We start from the raw sequence: 15,432 nt of genomic DNA, 5'->3' as shown, positions 1-15,432 counted from the left end.
CGTGCCGGCCGGTCTGTCAGGTTTGCCTGCGGCAGGTGTCGGCGCGCTGCATCAGCCGGAGCAGGCTTGGGTTCATGGGCTTGAGCGCCGCGCGTTCGGCCGTCAGCGCGAGCGCCAGGTTGGCGCTGCCGCTGCGCAGCGCCGCTTCGACCAGTGTCAGGCCGAGCACGTCGCGCTGCGCGTGGCTGCCGCCGAAGCGGTGGGCCACCAGGCGCACCGGCATCAGCAGGTCGATGGCGGTGGCGTAATCGCCCTGCGTGAAGGCGATCAGCGCATCGGCCACCGGCAGCCCGACCTCGCGCGACATCATCGCGTTGGTACCGTTGCCCAGCGCGGCACGCTCCAGCGCGGCGCGGACCTGGTCCGCCGCAGCGGGGCGCTGCGCCCCCAGGCTGGCCATGACCGCATGCACGTCGTTGAAGGCGTAATAGCCGGCCGCGCCGCGGCCGAGCCAGTCATCCGCCACCGCGTGCCAGCGCCGGCCCACGTCCACGCCGCGCAGGTGCAGCCGCCACAGCAGCGCGGAGGCGTCGACCAGGTCCAGCGCAATCGCCGGCGCGGGCCGGCTGATGGCGCGGTCGTACAGGGCCAGCACCTCGTCGGTCTTGCCGTCTTCCAGCAGGAACAGCGCCAGGTGCCACCAGTTATGCACGGCCAGCATGTTGTCGTCGGCCCAGTCCTGGCGGCGGCCTTCCAGCCAGGCAACGCCCTCGGCCAGCCTGCCCTGCATCTCCATCACGTGCGCCACCGCGTGCACGGCCCACGGGTCGCGCGGCTGGCATTCCAGCGCGCGCCGTCCGGCTTCCTCGGCGCGCTCGTAGTGCTGCGTTTCCTCCAGGCCGAACGCGTGCATGCCAAGCACGTAGCCGTAGCCGGGCATGGCGGCATCCCAGTGCGGCAGGGCCTGCGCCACGCGGTCGCGCAGCATGGTCGACTGGCCGAGCAGGAAGTCGCCCAGGTGCGCGGTCTGCAGCGCCAGCAGGTCGCGTGGATAATCGATCACGATGTCGCCATAGCACCGCACGGCGCGCTCGAAATCTCCGTCCAGCCAGGCGCGCGCCGCGGCGATATGGCGGCGCTCGCGCTCGTTGGCGCGGGCGTGCAGGGCTTCGCCGGCCTCGACGCTCTGGCGCAGCATGGGCTCGGCGGTGCCGTCGCCGGAGGTCACCATCAGCGCGGCGCGCAGGGCGTGGCCCATGGCGAATTCCGGGTCGTCGGTTAGCGCCGCGTCGATCACGGCGAGCGGGTCGCCGTAATAGCCGTTCAGCAGGCGCAGGGCGGTCTCGTACTGCGCCACCGAGCGCGTGTTCAAAGTCGAGACCGCGAGGTCCCGGGAATCCGTCAGTGCCATGACCGTCTCCGTGCGCCCGCACCGCAGCGGGCCGTCTGGAACCATCGTAGACGGCAAAACGCCCGGTGTAACGGACGCGGCGCGGTGCGGCGCACCATGGCCGCGCGCGGCGCGACAGCGGTGCGCGATATGCCGCCGCCGCCATACCGCCGCCATGCCGCCGGCATGCGTCGGTTAAACTGCCGCATCCCCATCAAGACCTCGAGACAGGCCTTCCATGAAAACAATCGCGCTTTTCCTTGGCACCCTGACCCTTGCCGGCGCCGCATGCGCCGCCGGGCCGGCCGCTTCGGCGCCCGCTGCCTCTGCCGCGGCGGCACCGCAGACGCTGGCGTCGGGCATGACCATCCAGCACCTGATCAAGGGCACCGGTGCCTCGCCCAAGGCCACCGACACGGTGCAGGTGCACTACCGCGGCACGCTCGCGGACGGCACCGAATTCGACAGCTCGTACAAGCGCGGCCAGCCGATCTCGTTTCCGCTCAACCGTGTGATCCCGTGCTGGACCGAGGGCGTGCAGGCCATGCAGGTGGGCGGCAAGGCCCGCCTGACCTGCCCTCCGGGCACCGCCTACGGCGCGCGCGGCGTGCCGGGCACGATCCCGCCGAACGCCACGCTGACGTTCGAGGTGGTGCTGCTGGGCATCGGCGGTTAAGCGCCTCAGCGCGGCGCCTGCGGCTGTACGGGCGCCGGGGTGGCGCCGGGGGCGGTGGGCGCCGGCGATACCGTTGGCTCGCCGGTGTCCTCGTCGTCGCCGTAGTCCGGCAACGCCGTGCTCTCGCCGAGCAGATAACGTCGCCGCTGCAGGTACGCGTCGCGCACAAACGCGTACCTGTCCAGCGCCGCCAGCCTGAGCAGGTCGGTCGCACCAAGCAGGTTGGTGCGCACGTCGACCACGTTCATCCCGTACAGCGAGTTGCGCACCGCCGGCTCGGCATAGGTGGCGGGATCGAACCAGAAATTCACATACAGGCCCGCGCCGTCGCGGAACGAGCTGGGGCCGAACACCGGCAGCACCAGGTAAGGCCCCGACGGCACGCCCCACGTGCCCAGCGTCAGCCCGAAGTCCTGCGAGCGCTTCGGCAGCCCGGCCGGCGTGGCGATATCGATCAGTCCGCCAATCCCGAGCACGGAATTCATCGCTACCCGCATGAAGCTCTCCGCCGCCGCCACGCCCTTGCCCTGCAGCAGGTTGTTGGCAAAGTTGCCGATGTCCGCCAGGTTCGAATAGAAATTGCTGACCGCCGTGCGCACCGGTTCCGGCGTTACCGCACGGTAGCCCTTGGCCACCGGCGTGGCGACATACTGGTCCAGCTTGTCGTTGACGGTGAAGATGGCGCGGTTCATCGGCTCCAGCGGATCATCCGGGCTGGCTTGCGGGCCGGTGGCGCAGCCCGCGAGCACGGCTGCGGCGAGGGCGTTGGTGGCGAACGCCGGAAAGCGAAACGGAACAGGCATCGAGGCGGGCAGGGTCGGTTGCGCCGAAAGGGAAAAGGTTCAGGGCCGGGCCGGCCGGTCCGGTCCGTGATGGCGGTCTTCACGCGGACGGCCCATCAGGATCGGCTGGAAGAACACCGCGCCGACCAGCGTGCAGGCCAGCGCCAGCGCCAGCAGCTTGCCCATGCTGGCGGTGCCGGGATGTTGCGACAGCCACAGGCTGCCGAAGGCGACCGCGGTGGTGGCGGCGCTGTACAGCACGGCGTGGGTCAGGCTGGACTGCAGCAGCTGGGTCTTGCCGTGCCGCCACGCAATCACGTAGTAAATCTTGAAAGCGACGCCCACGCCCAGCAGCAGCGGCAGCGCGATCACGTTGGCGAAGTTCAGCGCAATGCCGAACAGCACGCACAGTTCCAGCGTGACGATGGCCGACACCAGCAGCGGGATCAGCGTGCGCAGCACGTCGCCGAAGCGGCGCAGGGTGATCCACAGCAGGATGGTGATCGACAGCACCGCCCAGGCACCGGCCTGCGCGAACGCGGTCATGATGGTATCGGCCGAGCCGCGGATCGCGATCGGCCCGCCGGTGGCGGCGGGCGCCACGCGCTGCACCGCGGCGATGAAGCGCGCCAGCGCGGCTTCACGCTGCGCGCTGCCGGGTGGCGGCAGCCTGGGACTGACGTTGACCAATGCGCGCCCGTCCGGGGCAATCCAGTCGCGCACCAGCTCGGGTGGCAGGGTCCGCTGGCTGACCGCTTGCGGCGTCAGCGCCAGCTTCAGCCTGGCCAGCGCCAGCTGCAGCGGCAGGGCGATGGCGCGCTCGGCGCGGTCGCGCGTGGGCGCATCGGCGCTGGCCAGCTTTTTCAGCGTGGCGGCAAGCTGCGCCGCTTCGGCGGCGCCAGGGCCGGGATGCTCGTCAGCCGCGATGGAAAGTTGCCGCGCGGCGTTGCGCAGCGCATTGACGCGCGCGCCGTCGGTGGCGGGCGCCGCGGTGGGCTGGGTCAGCGCCGGCATCAGCGCCGCCGAGGCCTGGCCGATCGCCTGCAGCTTGGGCGGCTGGTCGTCGGGGATAAAGCTCTGCAGCGTGACCGCGCGCGCGACTTCGGGCAGCGCGGCGAGCTGGCCCGCGAGCGCGTGCGCGGCCGGCAGCGACGGCGCCAGCACGCTGACATCGTCGGTGCCCGCCTGCGGCGCGTCCTGGAGCGCGAGCAGCGTGGCCATCGATTCGGACTGCGGATCTTTCAGGTGCAGCGGGTCGAAGTCGAAGCGCAGGTGTGGCAGCAGCGGCGCGCCCGCCAGGATGGCAAGCAGCGTCACCAGCAGTACCGGCTTGCGGTAGCGCTCGAAGAAGCGGTCGGCGGGCGCCAGCCAGGCAAAGCCCGGCGACGCGGACTCGCCGCCGGGCCGGAGCACGGCGATCAGCGCCGGCAGCAGCGTGAAGGTGGTGGCGAACGCCACCATCATGCCGACGCCGGCGATCAGGCCCAGTTCGGCCACGCCGCGGTAGTCGGTGGGCAGGAAGCAGAAGAATGCCGCCGCCGTGGCCGCGGCGGCCAGCGCCAGCGGCGCGCCGACGGCACGGGCGGCCAGCCCCAGCGCGTCGACGATATGGTCGCGGTCATGGCGCTCGGCGCGGTAGCGCACGCCGAACTGGATGCCGAAATCCACGCCCAGCCCGACGAACAGCACCGCGAAGGCCACCGAGATCATGTTCAGCGCGCCGACCATGGCCAGGCCCAGCGCAGCGGTGATCAGCAGCCCCGCGAACAGGCTCGCCAGCACCGCCACGATCAGCCGCGCCGAACGCAGCGCCAGCCACAGGATCAGCACCACCGCCAGCACGGTCAGCACGCCATTGAGCACGGCGCCATCGCTGACCGAGGCGAATTCATCGTCGGCCAGCGCCTGCGGGCCGGTCAGGCGCACCGAGGCCTGGTAGCGCTGCGCCAGCTGCAGCTCGGCCGCGGCCTGCCGGATCGCGCGCGAGGCCGCGGCGCCGGCTTTCAGGTCGCTGTAGTCCAGCACCGGGCTGAGCGCGACATAGCGGTAGACCTGGCCGTCGGGGCCGGGCTTGAGGCTGTCGTCGAGCAGGCCCGCCCACGACAGCGCGGCGGGCTTGCCGGCCAGTACCTGGTCCAGCGTGCGCGCGCTGCTGCCCAGCAGCCCGGCCATGTCGCCCAGCTTGACCTGCCCCATCTGCAGCGGCAGCGCCAGCGTGGTGGCAAGCACATCGGACAGGCCGCGCAGCGTCGGGTCGTGCGCGAGGGCGTTGAGCAGCGGGCGCGCCTGCGTGAGTTGCTGCGTCAGCTGGCGGACTTCATCGGTGCTGGCAAAGAGCAGCCCGTTGCGCGCGAAGAAATCGCCGCCGCCGGGCTGGCTGACCGCGGTGAAGCGCGCCGGCTGCCGGCGCAAGGCGCCGGCCAGCGCATCGGCGGCGGCATCGGCCAGTTCCGCGGCGGGCGCCTGCACCACGGCCAGGATCATCTGGCCGCGTTGCGGAAAGGCCCTGGAGATGGCCTCGTCGCGCACCGCCCACGGGGCGTCGGAGTCGAGCAGGCGGCCGATGTCGGTGTTGATGGCAAAGTTGCGGGCCACGTAGACGCCGCTGGCGGCCGTCAGCAATGCCGACAGCAGGATGACGCGCCACGGCCAGGCGGTGGCAAGCCGGACGATGCGTGTCAGCAGCGAGGTCAGCATGGACGGATCCGGAAGGAGCACGAACCGCGAGTATATCGGCTGGCGCCGTGCCGCATGCGCCATGCGGCACGGAAGCGGCCGCGATGCGCGCGGATCCGCTATACACTGTCGGCCGGTGCCCAGCGTCGATCGCGGCGCCGCGCCTTACCCCCTCTGTGATTTCCCCGCTCTTGCATCCATGACGATTCACCGTTTGCTATCCGTGGCGCCGCTTGCGGCGATGGCCATGGCATCCGTCGTGCACGCCCAGGCCGTCCAGCCCGGCGACCTGCGCGCCAGTCCCGAGCGGCTGGTGCAGGCCGCGGTGGAAGGCGTGATCGGCGCCATCCAGTCGCAGCCCGAGACCCGTGCCGGCGACCTCGGCAAGATCACCGCGGTCGTGCAGAAGCAGTTCCTGCCCTACACCGATTTCCAGCGCACCACGCGGCTGGCGCTGGGCAGTGCCTGGCGCACGGCCACGCCGGAGCAGCAGCAACAGTTGTACGAGCAGTTCCAGACGCTGCTGGTGCGCAGCTATGCGGTATCGCTGGCGCAATTGCGCGAGCAGAACGTCAAGTTCCGCTACCAGCCGGCCAGCGCCGCCGGCGGCGCTACCGATGTGGTGGTGCAGACGCGCGTGATCAACAACGCCGACGAGATGCAGATCGACTACCGGCTGCAGCGCTCGGCGACGGGCTGGAAGATCTATGACATCAACATGATGGGGGCGTGGCTGATCGAGGTGTACCGCAAGCAGTTTGCCGATATCGTCGCGCGCAACGGCATTGACGGGCTGGTGAAGTACCTGACCACGCACAACGCGCGCCAGGCCGCCGAGACCTGAGTAGGCGTGCGCCGCCGCGCTAGGGATGCCCGCGCCCGGGCGCGGCCCGCGCGCGCCGCCAGCGGCGCAGTTCCACCCACTGCCATGACAGCAGCGCCGGCACCCCGAACAGGATCTCGCGCGCGCGCTTGACCAGCGCCAGTGCCAGCGCCACCTGGGCGTCGATCCCGAGCACCTGGCCCAGCAGCAGCACCACGGCTTCCTGCACGCCCAGCCCGGCCGGTACGAAGAAGGCCACATGGCGCGCGGCCTGGGTCAGCGACTCGATCGCCAGCGCCTGCCAGAGCGGCACCGGATGGCCCAGCAGCCACAGCGCCAGCCAGATTTCCAGCGTGCCGCTGACCAGTCCGGCCAGTTGCCAGCACAAGGCCTTCGCCAGTTCGCGGTGGCGCTGGTTGAGGACGCGGATTTGCGCGTCCAGCCGCGCGCCGTCGATCATCGCGACGATGCGGTGGTCGGCGCCGAACAGCCGGCGCGCCGCGCCTTCCAGCTTTTCGAACAAGGCGGCGTGGCGCAGCGACAGCGCGAACAGCACCGGCACCGGCAGCGACAGCAGCAAGCCGGACAGGATGATCCACGCGCTGGCGCTCTGCCGCAGCGCGGCCACCAGCATCAGTACGCCGGCGGCCGCGAACAGGTATTGCGAGAACATCGTCAGCATCACTTCAACCACCACGCTGGCGGTCACCGCGGTGGTGTCGCGGATGCGCAGCCGCGTCAGGCGGATGCCGACCAGCTCGCCGCCCACGCCGACGGTGGGCAGCAGGCGGCCGACCGCCTCGCGCACGGCGGCGACCCACCACAGGAAGCCGACGCCGGCATGCTCGTCGGGATCGGCGGACGCCAGCAGCACGCGCCAGCCCTGCGCGTCGAGCAGCAGCGGCAGCGCGTGCAGCGGCACCAGCAGCAACAGCGGCCAGCCGCCCTGAGCCATGACGGCGGCGATATCGCCGGCGCCCTGGTGGATCACCAGCGCGGTCAGCGCCAGCAGTCCGAGCAGTCCGGTCAGGTAAGCCAGGTGTTTCATCGGCAATCGTCAGCAAGCATGTTGCCGCCGAGCACATCGGCAAAGCCGCCGCGCCGGCTGGCCGCCCGCTCCAGGGCGGCGCGCACGCGCGGCGACAGCAGCGCGGCGAGCTCGTCGGCATGGCGGTAAGCGCGCATCGACGGCGCGATGGCCGCGCCGGAAACCACCGCCGGGTGCAGGTAGATTTCGCCCACGCCCGCGGGCAGTTGCGCCAGCGCCTGCAGCAGCGCGGCCTCATCCATCTGGCCGCTGCGCGCGATGCCGACCACGTAGTCGTTGTGCGCAATGCCGGCGCGGTCCAGCCGGCGGCGCAGCAGCGCCAGCCACGGGCGCAATGGCCACGGTGCGCCGGCCTCGCGCGGCAGCCGCATCGCGCGCAGCCCGTACTCGCGCCCGATCGACAGGATCAGCGACAGCACGGTCGGATGCAGGTGGAAGTGCTTGTGCGTATTGACGTGGTCCAGCGGCAGGCCCGTGGCGGCGAAGGCCTCGAACTGCGCCCGGATTTCCGCGGCAAGCTGGCGGCGCACCGCGGGCAGGAAGAAGAAGCGGCAGCCGTCCAGCGCCATGGCCGAGCCGAAGCGGCCATGCGCATCCACCAGCGCGGGAATGCGCGCGCGCGGCAGCGTGGCCGGTCCGTCGGCCAGCACCACGTGCAGCCCCACGCGCAACGCGGGCAGCCGGCGCGCGCGCGCCACCGCGTCCGCCATCGCGGGCGCGCCCACCATCAGGCTGGCGGCGTTGAGCACGCCGTCGCGGTGGGCCAGTTCCACCGCTTCGTTGACGGCCGGGTGCAGCCCGAAGTCGTCGGCGGTAACGATCAGCGCGCGTTGCGTCGCACCGGAAAGCACACGGGCCAGGATCAGGCCTCGTGCGAGCGCAGGAAGCGGAAGAACTCCACGCCTTCGCGCAGGCGCCGCTTCATCATGTCCCAGCTGCCGAGCATCTCGCGCACGATCTCCCAGATCTTGCCGGGGCGGAAGTAGAAGCGCTTGTAGAAGGTCTCGACGCCGTGGTAGATGTCTTCCTTCGACAAGTGCGGATAGCTGATGGCCGCCAGCTGCACACCCTGGTCGTTGACCAGGTTGATGACCTTGTTCTCCTCGAGCCAGCCATTCTCCACCGCCTGGCGGTAAAGCGTGGTGCCGGGATAGGGCGCGGCCAGCGAGACCTGGATGGTGTGCGGGTTGATTTCCTTGGCGTACTCGATGGTCTTTTCGATGGTCTCGCGCGTCTCGCCCGGCAGGCCCAGGATGAAGGTGCCGTGGATCTGGATGCCGAGCTTGCGGCAGTCTTCCGTGAAGCGGCGCGCGATATCGGTGCGCAGCCCCTTCTTGATATTCAGCAGGATCTGGTCGTCGCCGGACTCATAGCCCACCAGCAGCAGGCGCAGCCCGTTCTCCTTCATGATCTTGAGCGTGCTGTACGGCACGTTGGCCTTGGCGTTGCACGACCACGTCACGCCCAGCTGGCCCAGCCCGCGCGCGATTTCTTCCACGCGCGGCTTGAAGTCGGTGAAGGTGTCGTCGTCGAACATGATCTCCTTGACCTCGGGCATGTTCTCCTTGATCCATTTCACCTCGGCGATCACGCTGGCGGCCGAGCGCGTGCGGTAGCGGTGCCCGCCCACGGTCTGCGGCCACAGGCAGAAGGTGCAGCGCGAACGGCAGCCGCGGCCGGTGTAGATCGACACGTAAGGATGCTTCAGGTAGCCGATGAAGTAGTTCTCGATCTTCAGGTCGCGCTGGTAGACCGGCGCCACGAACGGCAGCTCGTCCATGTTCTCGATCATCGGACGCTGGCCGTTGTGTTCGAGCGAGCCGTCCGGCAGGCGGTAGCTGAGCCCCAGGATGTCGCCGAGCGGCTTGCCCGCGGCCACGTCCTGGCAGGTGTAGTCGAACTCCTCGCGGCAGACGAAGTCGATGGCGTCGCTTGCGCCCAGCGTGCCGCCCGGGTCGACCGCGGGCTTGGCGCCGACCATGCCGATCATCACGCCGGGGTGGCGCCGCTTCAGTTCCTCGGCAAATTTCGCGTCGGTGGGGAAGGACGGCGTGCTGGTGTGGATGATCACCAGTTCATAGTCCGCGGCGATGTCCAGCGTCTGCTGCACCGTCAGGCCGTCGGCCGGGGCATCGAGCACGCGGCTGCCGGGCACCAGCGCGGCGGGCTGCGCCAGCCAGGTCGGATACCAGAACGACTTGATCTCGCGCTTGGCCTGGTAGCGCGAGCCGGCGCCGCCGTCGAAGCCGTCGAAGGACGGGGCCTGCAGGAACAGGGTTTTTTTCATAGCGGCCTCTTGGTTTGGATGCCGGTGAACGTTGCATGGTTGGGAGAAGACTTCGTGGCGGCGCCGGCGGCTTGTTTTTTCCCGTCTCCCGCCTGCGGGAGAATGGCGGGGGAGAGGGCAGGCGCTTGACCGGAGTGCTGCCGGTCACGTACCGACAGCACCTGCTCACGCCACCGCACCCGCTTGCCAGCCAACGCCAGCGCCCAGCACGCCAGCAACAAGCCGTCGCGCAACGGTGCCCGCCATGCCGCCGCGGCGCCGCCCGCCAGCACGCTGCGCGCGATCATGCCCACGGCCGCCGCAGTGATCACCAGCGGCAGCGGCGCCAGCCACATGCCCAGCGCCAGCATCGGCCAGGTAAAAGTGACGAAGCTGAACGCATAGCCCGCCGGGTTCAGCGAGGCGATCGTGCGCATCCAGCGCAACTCATGCTGCCACAGCAGCGTGAAGCCGTCTTCGGCGATATCGGTCGTCACCACCACCTCCGACAGCACCGTGCGCAAGCCAAGTTGCCGCGTCAGCTCGCCCAGCCAGAAGTCGTCCGCCAGCCGGTCGCGCACGGCTTCGAAACCGCCGATGGCCGCGAGCGCGTCGCGGCGCAGCGCGATGGTCGCACCAAAGGCAAAGCGCCGCGAGCCGCCCGCATGCGCGATGCGCACCGCCGGGGCAAACCAGTCGTCGATGAACTGCGCGCCGAGGCGAGACCAGAAGCCGCCGATGGCATGGCCGCGGTACAGGCAGGTCACCACGCCGACGCCGGCATCTGCCAGTGGCGCGGTGACGCGCGCGAGGTAATCCGGCGCCACCGCGACGTCGCTGTCGGCAATGACCAGCGCATCGTGGCGGGCCGCGCGGAACAGGTTGATCAGGTTGCTGACCTTGAGGTTGCTGCCGTGCACCTGCGGGTCGATCACCAGCGCGATGTCGCAGTCCGGGAAGTCGCGCCGCAGCCGCTCGACCACGGCGATGGCGGGATCGTCCGCGGCGCGCACGCCGAACACCAGCTGGAAGCACGGATGCCGCTGCCGGCAGAAAGTAGCCAGGTTGGCGTAGAGGCGCGGTTCGGGGCCGCACAGCGGCTTGAGCACGCTGACCGGCGTGGTCGCCATGGCCCCGCGTGGCGCGGGCCCGCGTCGCGACAGCCAGGCCGCGGCCAGCGCATAGCCGGCCGCCACGCAGACCAGCGCTGCGCCGGGCACGATGGCGGCAAGTCCGGCGGCCATCGCAAGCGCTTCAGTGCGTGGTGGCGCTGGCCGACGCCTCGGCTGGCCGTGGCCGGCTGGCGGGCGGACGGCTGCGCTGGATTTCCTCGAGCTTGATCTCGACGTGGCGCGAGAACACGTATTCCGCCGGCCGCTGCCGGTCCAGCGCAATGTCTGGCGCCATCGGTCCGCTGGTGCGCACGCCGCGCAGGCTGACGCCGAGCGCCTTGAGCGGATGGGCAAAGGTGTCGGCCACGGCGGTGGCTTCATAGCCGCTGTGCACCATGCAGTCGGCGCATTTCTCGTAGTTGCCGGTGCCGTAGGCGTCCCAGTCGGTCTCTTCCATCAGCTCGCGGAAGGTGGCGGCATAGCCTTCGCCCACCAGGTAGCACGGGCGCTGCCAGCCGAATACCGTGCGCGCCGGGTTGCCCCACGGCGTGCAATGGTAGGTCTGGTTGCCGGCAAGGAAGTCCAGGAACAGCGTCGACTGGCTGAACGCCCAGTTCTTGCCCGCGCGGCCGCGGCTGAGGATGTCGCGGAACAGCTGGCGGGTCTTGCCGCGGTTCAGGAAGTGCTGCTGGTCCGGCGCGCGTTCGTAGGCATAGCCGGGCGACACGGTGATGCCGTCCACGCCCAGCGCCTTGACCGAGTCGAAGAACCTGGCCACGCGCTCCGGCTGCGCGTCGTTGAACAGCGTGCAGTTGATGTTGACGCGGAAGCCCCGGGCCTTGGCCGCGCGAATGGCCTCGACGCAGCGGTCGTACACGCCTTCCTGGCACACCGAGCGGTCGTGCATTTCGCGGTCGCCGTCCAGGTGCACCGACCAGATGAAATACGGGCTGGGCTGGTACTGGTCCAGCTTCTTTTCCATCAAAAGCGCATTGGTGCACAGATAGACAAACTTGCGCCGCTCGATGATGCCTTGCACGATCTGCGGCATGTCCTTGTGCAGCAGCGGCTCGCCCCCGGCAATGGAAACCACCGGGGCGCCGCACTCGTCCACCGCCTCCAGGCATTGCTGCACCGACAGGCGCTGGTTCAGGATGGGGTCGGGGTAGTCGATCTTGCCGCAGCCCGAGCACGCCAGGTTGCAGCGGAACAGCGGTTCCAGCATCAGGGCAAGCGGATAGCGTTTCTGCCGCGACAGGTGCTTGCCGACGATATAGGCGCCCACGCGGGCTACCTGCAGGAGCGGAATGGCCACGACAGCTTCCTCTGGTTGGTTCAGCCTGCAATGTTCTCGTTGGCGGGGGCCGGCACGGCGTCAGTGCCGGACTGGAGCGATGCCGGTGGCGGCTTCACGTCGGCCAGCTCGGCCGGCAGCCGGAACTCGGCATGCTCTTCGCGTCCGGCCATGGTGCTGACCTCGACCGGGCCCAGCCGGCGCAGCGCCGCGATCACGTCTTCGACCATCGCCTCGGGGGCCGAGGCGCCCGCGGTGATGCCGACCACGTTGGCGTCGCGTACCCAGGCGGGGTCGAGCTCGCTGCCTTCGGCGATCAGATAGCTGGGCACGCCGCTTTCGGTGCCGATCTCGCGCAGGCGGTTGGAGTTGGAACTGTTGGTCGCGCCGATCACCAGGATCACGTCGGCCAGCTTGCACAGGTCGCGCACGGCGCTCTGTCGGTTCTGCGTGGCATAGCAGATATCGCGCGTATCGGGACCGACCAGGTTGCTGAAGCGCCGTCCGAGCGCGGCGATGATGTTGCGGGTGTCGTCCACGCTCAGCGTGGTCTGGGTGACGTAGGCGACCGGGGTGTCGTCGGGCAGGTCCAGTTTGGCGACGTCGGCCTCGTTCTGCACCAGGATCACCTTGCCGGGGATCTGGCCCATGGTGCCTTCGACCTCCGGGTGGCCGGCATGGCCGATCAGGATGACCGTGCGGCCGCTGGCCGCGTACTGGCGGCCCTGGGTGTGGACCTTGATCACCAGCGGGCAGGTGGCGTCAATGGCATGCAGTTGGCGCTGGCTGGCATCGGCGACGACCTCGCGCGACACCCCGTGCGCGCTGAAGATGGTCACCGCGCCGGCCGGCACTTCGTCCAGTTCCTCGACGAAACGCGCGCCCTTGTCCTTCAGTCCCTGTACGACGTGCTTGTTGTGCACGATCTCATGCCGCACGAACACCGGCGCGCCGTGCTTGACGAGGGCGCGGTCGACGATTTCGATCGCGCGCACCACGCCGGCACAGAAGCCCCGGGGCTGAGCAAGAATCACCTGCATGGAGTAGGCCCCCGACCCTTTTGCTACGGGTTTCAGTGTTTGGGATCGCGCAACGGAAAATGATGCCCGGTACGATGCCCGGTATCGAACCAGACCCGCCGCGGATCACATTTTCCTCGCACGGTGGTTACTATATACCCGACACGCCGGCTTTGTCTGGCGCCGCCATGGTCGGCGCAGGGCCGGCCGGCGACGCCGCCTTATGGGGAAACGGGCTGATGACCAAAAACGATGACGTGCTGGTGACAGGTGCAGCGGGTTTCCTGGGGTCGGCCGTGGCGCGCCAGGCGCTGGCGCGCGGCTGGCGCGTGCGCGTGCTGGTGCGCCCGCAGAGCCCCCGCACCAATCTCGCGGGGCTGCCGGTGACCGTGGCGCAGGGCGACATGCGCGATGCCGACGCGGTGGCTGCGGCGCTGCAGGGGGTGCGCTACCTGTTCCATGTCGCCGCCGACTACCGGCTGTGGGCGCGGGACCCGGAAGACATCGTGCGCACCAATGTCGACGGCACCCTGGCGGTGATGGAAGCCGCGCAGCGCGCCGGCGTCGAGCGCGTGGTCTATACCAGCAGCGTGGCAACGCTGCGCGTCGCCGGTGCGCAGGCGCCGGTGGACGAAACCGCGGCGCTGCGCCCGCACGAGGCCATCGGCGCCTACAAGCGCAGCAAGGTGCTGGCCGAACGGGTGGTCGAACAGCGCGTGGCCGAGCACGGCCTGCCGGCGGTCATCGTCAACCCGTCCACCCCGATCGGCCCGCGCGACGTGCGGCCCACGCCGACCGGTCGCATCATCGTCGAGGCCGCCACCGGCAAGATCCCGGCCTTTGTCGATACCGGACTGAACCTGGCCCACGTCGACGACGTGGCCCACGGGCATTTCCTGGCGCTCGAGCGCGGCCGCACCGGCGAGCGCTACATCCTGGGCGGCGAGGATGTGATGCTGCAGCAGATGCTGCGCGATATCGCCCGGCTGTGCGGGCGGCGCCCGCCGACGCTGCAGCTGCCGCGCTGGCCGCTGTATCCGCTGGCCTACGGCGCGGAAGCGGCGGCGCGGCTGACCGGCAAGGAGCCCTTCCTGACTGTCGATGGGCTCAATATGTCCCGCTACCGGATGTTCTTTACCTCGGACAAGGCACGCAAGGAACTGGGGTATCAGCCGCGCCCGTACCAGGAGGGGCTGCGCGACGCGCTGGCATGGTTCCGCGCGCACGGATACCTGGGCCGCGGCTGATCCGCCAGCGCAGTCACGGGCGCACCGGTGCCTGGGTCCGGCCCTTCCATTGCCCGCCGCGACGCAGCCGGTAGCGCCGCGCCGAATCGATGGTTGCCGCCAGGTAGAACAGCGCCGTGACCGGCAGCAGCGGCGCCAGCCACCACGGCTGCCGGTACTCGCGCAGCATCGGCAGGTAGGCCAGCGCCATTGCGGCCCAGGCCAGCCATGCGGGCCACACCCGCCAGCCCAGCGCCAGCACCGGCGGCACCAGGTAGGTCAGTACCATGCCCGCGACCGCGCCCGCCAGCCGCAGCGGGGAATAGCGCAATTGCGTGTAGGCGCTGCGCGCGATCATGTCCCACAGGCTGCGCCAGTGGTCATAGGGCCGCAGCGACACGCTGTCGTCGGCCAGGTCCAGCCGGATCGCGCCGCCGGGCTTGATGCGTGCGGCCAGGCTGCAGTCGTCGATCAGCTCGCCGCGGATGGCCGCAAAGCCGCCGATGCGCGCCAGCGCCGCGCGGCTTGCCAGCATGCAGCCGCCGGCCGCGGCGGCGACGCGGCTGCGCGGATCGCGCACGCGCGCGAAGGGGTAGAGCTTGGCGAAGAAAAAGACAAAGGCCGGCACCACCAGCCGTTCCCACACCGAGTCGCAGCGCAGCCGCGCCATCAGCGAGACCAGGTCGCGCCGTTCCGACTCGGCGCGCGCGACCAGGGCCGCCAGCACGCCCGGGCCGTGGCGGATATCGGCGTCGGTGAGCCACACATAGCGTGCCTGCGGCGCGATGCGGTCGGCGGCGGCCAGGCCTTCGGACTGCGCCCAGACCTTGCCGCTCCAGCCTGCCGGCAGTTCGCGCGCGCCGATGACGGTAAGGGCCTGGGGGCGCGCGGTGGTGGCCGCGGCCGCGCGGGCGATATCGGCGGTGCCGTCGGCGCTGTGGTCGTCCACCACCACCAGCCACAGCGGGCCCGGGTAGCGCTGGCCCAGCACCCCGGCGACCGCGCTGCCGATGACATCGGCCTCGTCGCGCGCCGGGATGATGGCGACCACCTCGGGCCAGTGTGCCGGCGCCGGCGCGGCCGGCGGCCTGCGCACGCGCCAGAACCCGGCGCGCCCGAACAGCAGCACGGCCCAGACGGCAAGCGACAGCAGCGACAGCGCCATGGCAATGCGCATGGA

General features: G+C 70.3%; 13 protein-coding genes. 3 read left to right on the top strand and 10 right to left on the bottom strand.

Features of this window, described 5'->3' with window-relative positions:
* Positions 1–16: 16 nt before the first annotated feature.
* Positions 17–1,351 carry a tetratricopeptide repeat protein gene (locus RALTA_RS25005; RefSeq protein WP_012356754.1) on the bottom strand — a complete coding sequence of 445 codons (1,335 nt, stop codon included), beginning with the start codon at positions 1,349–1,351 and terminating at the stop codon, positions 17–19.
* A gap of 217 nt (positions 1,352–1,568) precedes the next feature.
* On the opposite strand from RALTA_RS25005, the gene RALTA_RS25000 reads away from it, so the two are divergent.
* The gene (locus RALTA_RS25000; protein ID WP_012356753.1) at positions 1,569–2,006 is read left to right on the top strand and encodes an FKBP-type peptidyl-prolyl cis-trans isomerase; all 438 of its coding nucleotides are present in this window, start codon (positions 1,569–1,571) and stop codon (positions 2,004–2,006) included.
* Between the two features lie 5 nt (positions 2,007–2,011).
* Here RALTA_RS25000 and RALTA_RS24995 read toward each other — a convergent pair whose 3' ends face one another.
* Together RALTA_RS24995 and hpnN are read right to left on the bottom strand one after the other, a co-directional pair.
* A complete protein-coding gene (locus tag RALTA_RS24995; protein WP_012356752.1) occupies positions 2,012–2,809 on the bottom strand; it encodes an MlaA family lipoprotein in 798 nt (265 codons plus the stop codon).
* 39 nt (positions 2,810–2,848) lie between these two features.
* The gene (gene hpnN, locus RALTA_RS24990) at positions 2,849–5,485 is read right to left on the bottom strand and encodes a hopanoid transporter HpnN (protein ID WP_012356751.1); all 2,637 of its coding nucleotides are present in this window, start codon (positions 5,483–5,485) and stop codon (positions 2,849–2,851) included.
* Between the two features lie 178 nt (positions 5,486–5,663).
* On the opposite strand from hpnN, the gene RALTA_RS24985 reads away from it, so the two are divergent.
* Positions 5,664–6,308: an MlaC/ttg2D family ABC transporter substrate-binding protein gene (locus RALTA_RS24985; RefSeq protein ID WP_012356750.1), complete on the top strand. Its 645-nt coding sequence runs from the start codon at positions 5,664–5,666 to the stop codon at positions 6,306–6,308.
* Between the two features lie 19 nt (positions 6,309–6,327).
* On the opposite strand, the gene RALTA_RS24980 is transcribed toward RALTA_RS24985, so the two are convergent.
* From RALTA_RS24980 to ispH, 6 genes are read right to left on the bottom strand one after another with little or no spacing between them, the layout of a single operon-like run.
* Positions 6,328–7,335, bottom strand: coding sequence for a lysylphosphatidylglycerol synthase domain-containing protein (locus RALTA_RS24980; protein WP_012356749.1), 1,008 nt, complete (start codon positions 7,333–7,335; stop codon positions 6,328–6,330).
* On the bottom strand, positions 7,332–8,159 hold the full coding sequence (gene hpnK, locus RALTA_RS24975) for a hopanoid biosynthesis-associated protein HpnK (protein WP_081479535.1): 828 nt from the start codon (positions 8,157–8,159) through the stop codon (positions 7,332–7,334). The genes RALTA_RS24980 and hpnK overlap by 4 nt, the downstream gene beginning before the upstream one ends.
* A gap of 38 nt (positions 8,160–8,197) precedes the next feature.
* The gene (hpnJ, locus tag RALTA_RS24970; RefSeq protein WP_012356747.1) at positions 8,198–9,622 is read right to left on the bottom strand and encodes a hopanoid biosynthesis associated radical SAM protein HpnJ; all 1,425 of its coding nucleotides are present in this window, start codon (positions 9,620–9,622) and stop codon (positions 8,198–8,200) included.
* On the bottom strand, positions 9,619–10,845 hold the full coding sequence (gene hpnI, locus RALTA_RS24965) for a bacteriohopanetetrol glucosamine biosynthesis glycosyltransferase HpnI (RefSeq protein ID WP_012356746.1): 1,227 nt from the start codon (positions 10,843–10,845) through the stop codon (positions 9,619–9,621). The genes hpnJ and hpnI overlap by 4 nt, the downstream gene beginning before the upstream one ends.
* 10 nt (positions 10,846–10,855) lie before the next feature.
* Positions 10,856–12,028, bottom strand: coding sequence for an adenosyl-hopene transferase HpnH (gene hpnH / locus RALTA_RS24960; protein ID WP_012356745.1), 1,173 nt, complete (start codon positions 12,026–12,028; stop codon positions 10,856–10,858).
* A 20-nt stretch (positions 12,029–12,048) separates the two neighbouring features.
* A complete protein-coding gene (gene ispH / locus RALTA_RS24955) occupies positions 12,049–13,047 on the bottom strand; it encodes a 4-hydroxy-3-methylbut-2-enyl diphosphate reductase (protein WP_012356744.1) in 999 nt (332 codons plus the stop codon).
* Between the two features lie 218 nt (positions 13,048–13,265).
* Here ispH and hpnA point away from each other — a divergent pair, with 218 nt between their 5' ends.
* Entirely contained in the window at positions 13,266–14,273 is a 1,008-nt protein-coding gene (hpnA, locus tag RALTA_RS24950; RefSeq protein ID WP_012356743.1) for a hopanoid-associated sugar epimerase, read from the top strand.
* A gap of 13 nt (positions 14,274–14,286) precedes the next feature.
* Here hpnA and RALTA_RS24945 read toward each other — a convergent pair whose 3' ends face one another.
* Positions 14,287–15,429, bottom strand: coding sequence for a glycosyltransferase (locus tag RALTA_RS24945; protein ID WP_041232631.1), 1,143 nt, complete (start codon positions 15,427–15,429; stop codon positions 14,287–14,289).
* Between the last annotated feature and the right edge of the window lie 3 nt (positions 15,430–15,432).

Origin of the sequence: Cupriavidus taiwanensis LMG 19424 (genome assembly GCF_000069785.1) — a bacterium.
In the GTDB taxonomy this organism is placed as follows: domain Bacteria; phylum Pseudomonadota; class Gammaproteobacteria; order Burkholderiales; family Burkholderiaceae; genus Cupriavidus; species Cupriavidus taiwanensis.
Note: the sequence above shows the minus strand (reverse complement) of the source record. Positions and strands in the feature narration are given on the sequence as shown.

Bases quoted from the DNA above. Each gene is read 5' to 3' on its own strand.
- RALTA_RS24945 (WP_041232631.1), bottom strand. From the start codon at position 15,429: ATGCGCATTGCCATGGCGCTGTCGCTGCTGTCGCTTGCCGTCTGGGCC.
- RALTA_RS24995 (WP_012356752.1), bottom strand. From the start codon at position 2,809: ATGCCTGTTCCGTTTCGCTTTCCGGCGTTCGCCACCAACGCCCTCGCC.
- hpnA (WP_012356743.1), top strand. From the start codon at position 13,266: ATGACCAAAAACGATGACGTGCTGGTGACAGGTGCAGCGGGTTTCCTG.
- ispH (WP_012356744.1), bottom strand. From the start codon at position 13,047: ATGCAGGTGATTCTTGCTCAGCCCCGGGGCTTCTGTGCCGGCGTGGTG.
- hpnJ (WP_012356747.1), bottom strand. From the start codon at position 9,622: ATGAAAAAAACCCTGTTCCTGCAGGCCCCGTCCTTCGACGGCTTCGAC.
- RALTA_RS25000 (WP_012356753.1), top strand. From the start codon at position 1,569: ATGAAAACAATCGCGCTTTTCCTTGGCACCCTGACCCTTGCCGGCGCC.
- hpnI (WP_012356746.1), bottom strand. From the start codon at position 10,845: ATGGCCGCCGGACTTGCCGCCATCGTGCCCGGCGCAGCGCTGGTCTGC.
- RALTA_RS24980 (WP_012356749.1), bottom strand. From the start codon at position 7,335: ATGAAACACCTGGCTTACCTGACCGGACTGCTCGGACTGCTGGCGCTG.
- RALTA_RS24985 (WP_012356750.1), top strand. From the start codon at position 5,664: ATGACGATTCACCGTTTGCTATCCGTGGCGCCGCTTGCGGCGATGGCC.
- hpnN (WP_012356751.1), bottom strand. From the start codon at position 5,485: ATGCTGACCTCGCTGCTGACACGCATCGTCCGGCTTGCCACCGCCTGG.
- RALTA_RS25005 (WP_012356754.1), bottom strand. From the start codon at position 1,351: ATGGCACTGACGGATTCCCGGGACCTCGCGGTCTCGACTTTGAACACG.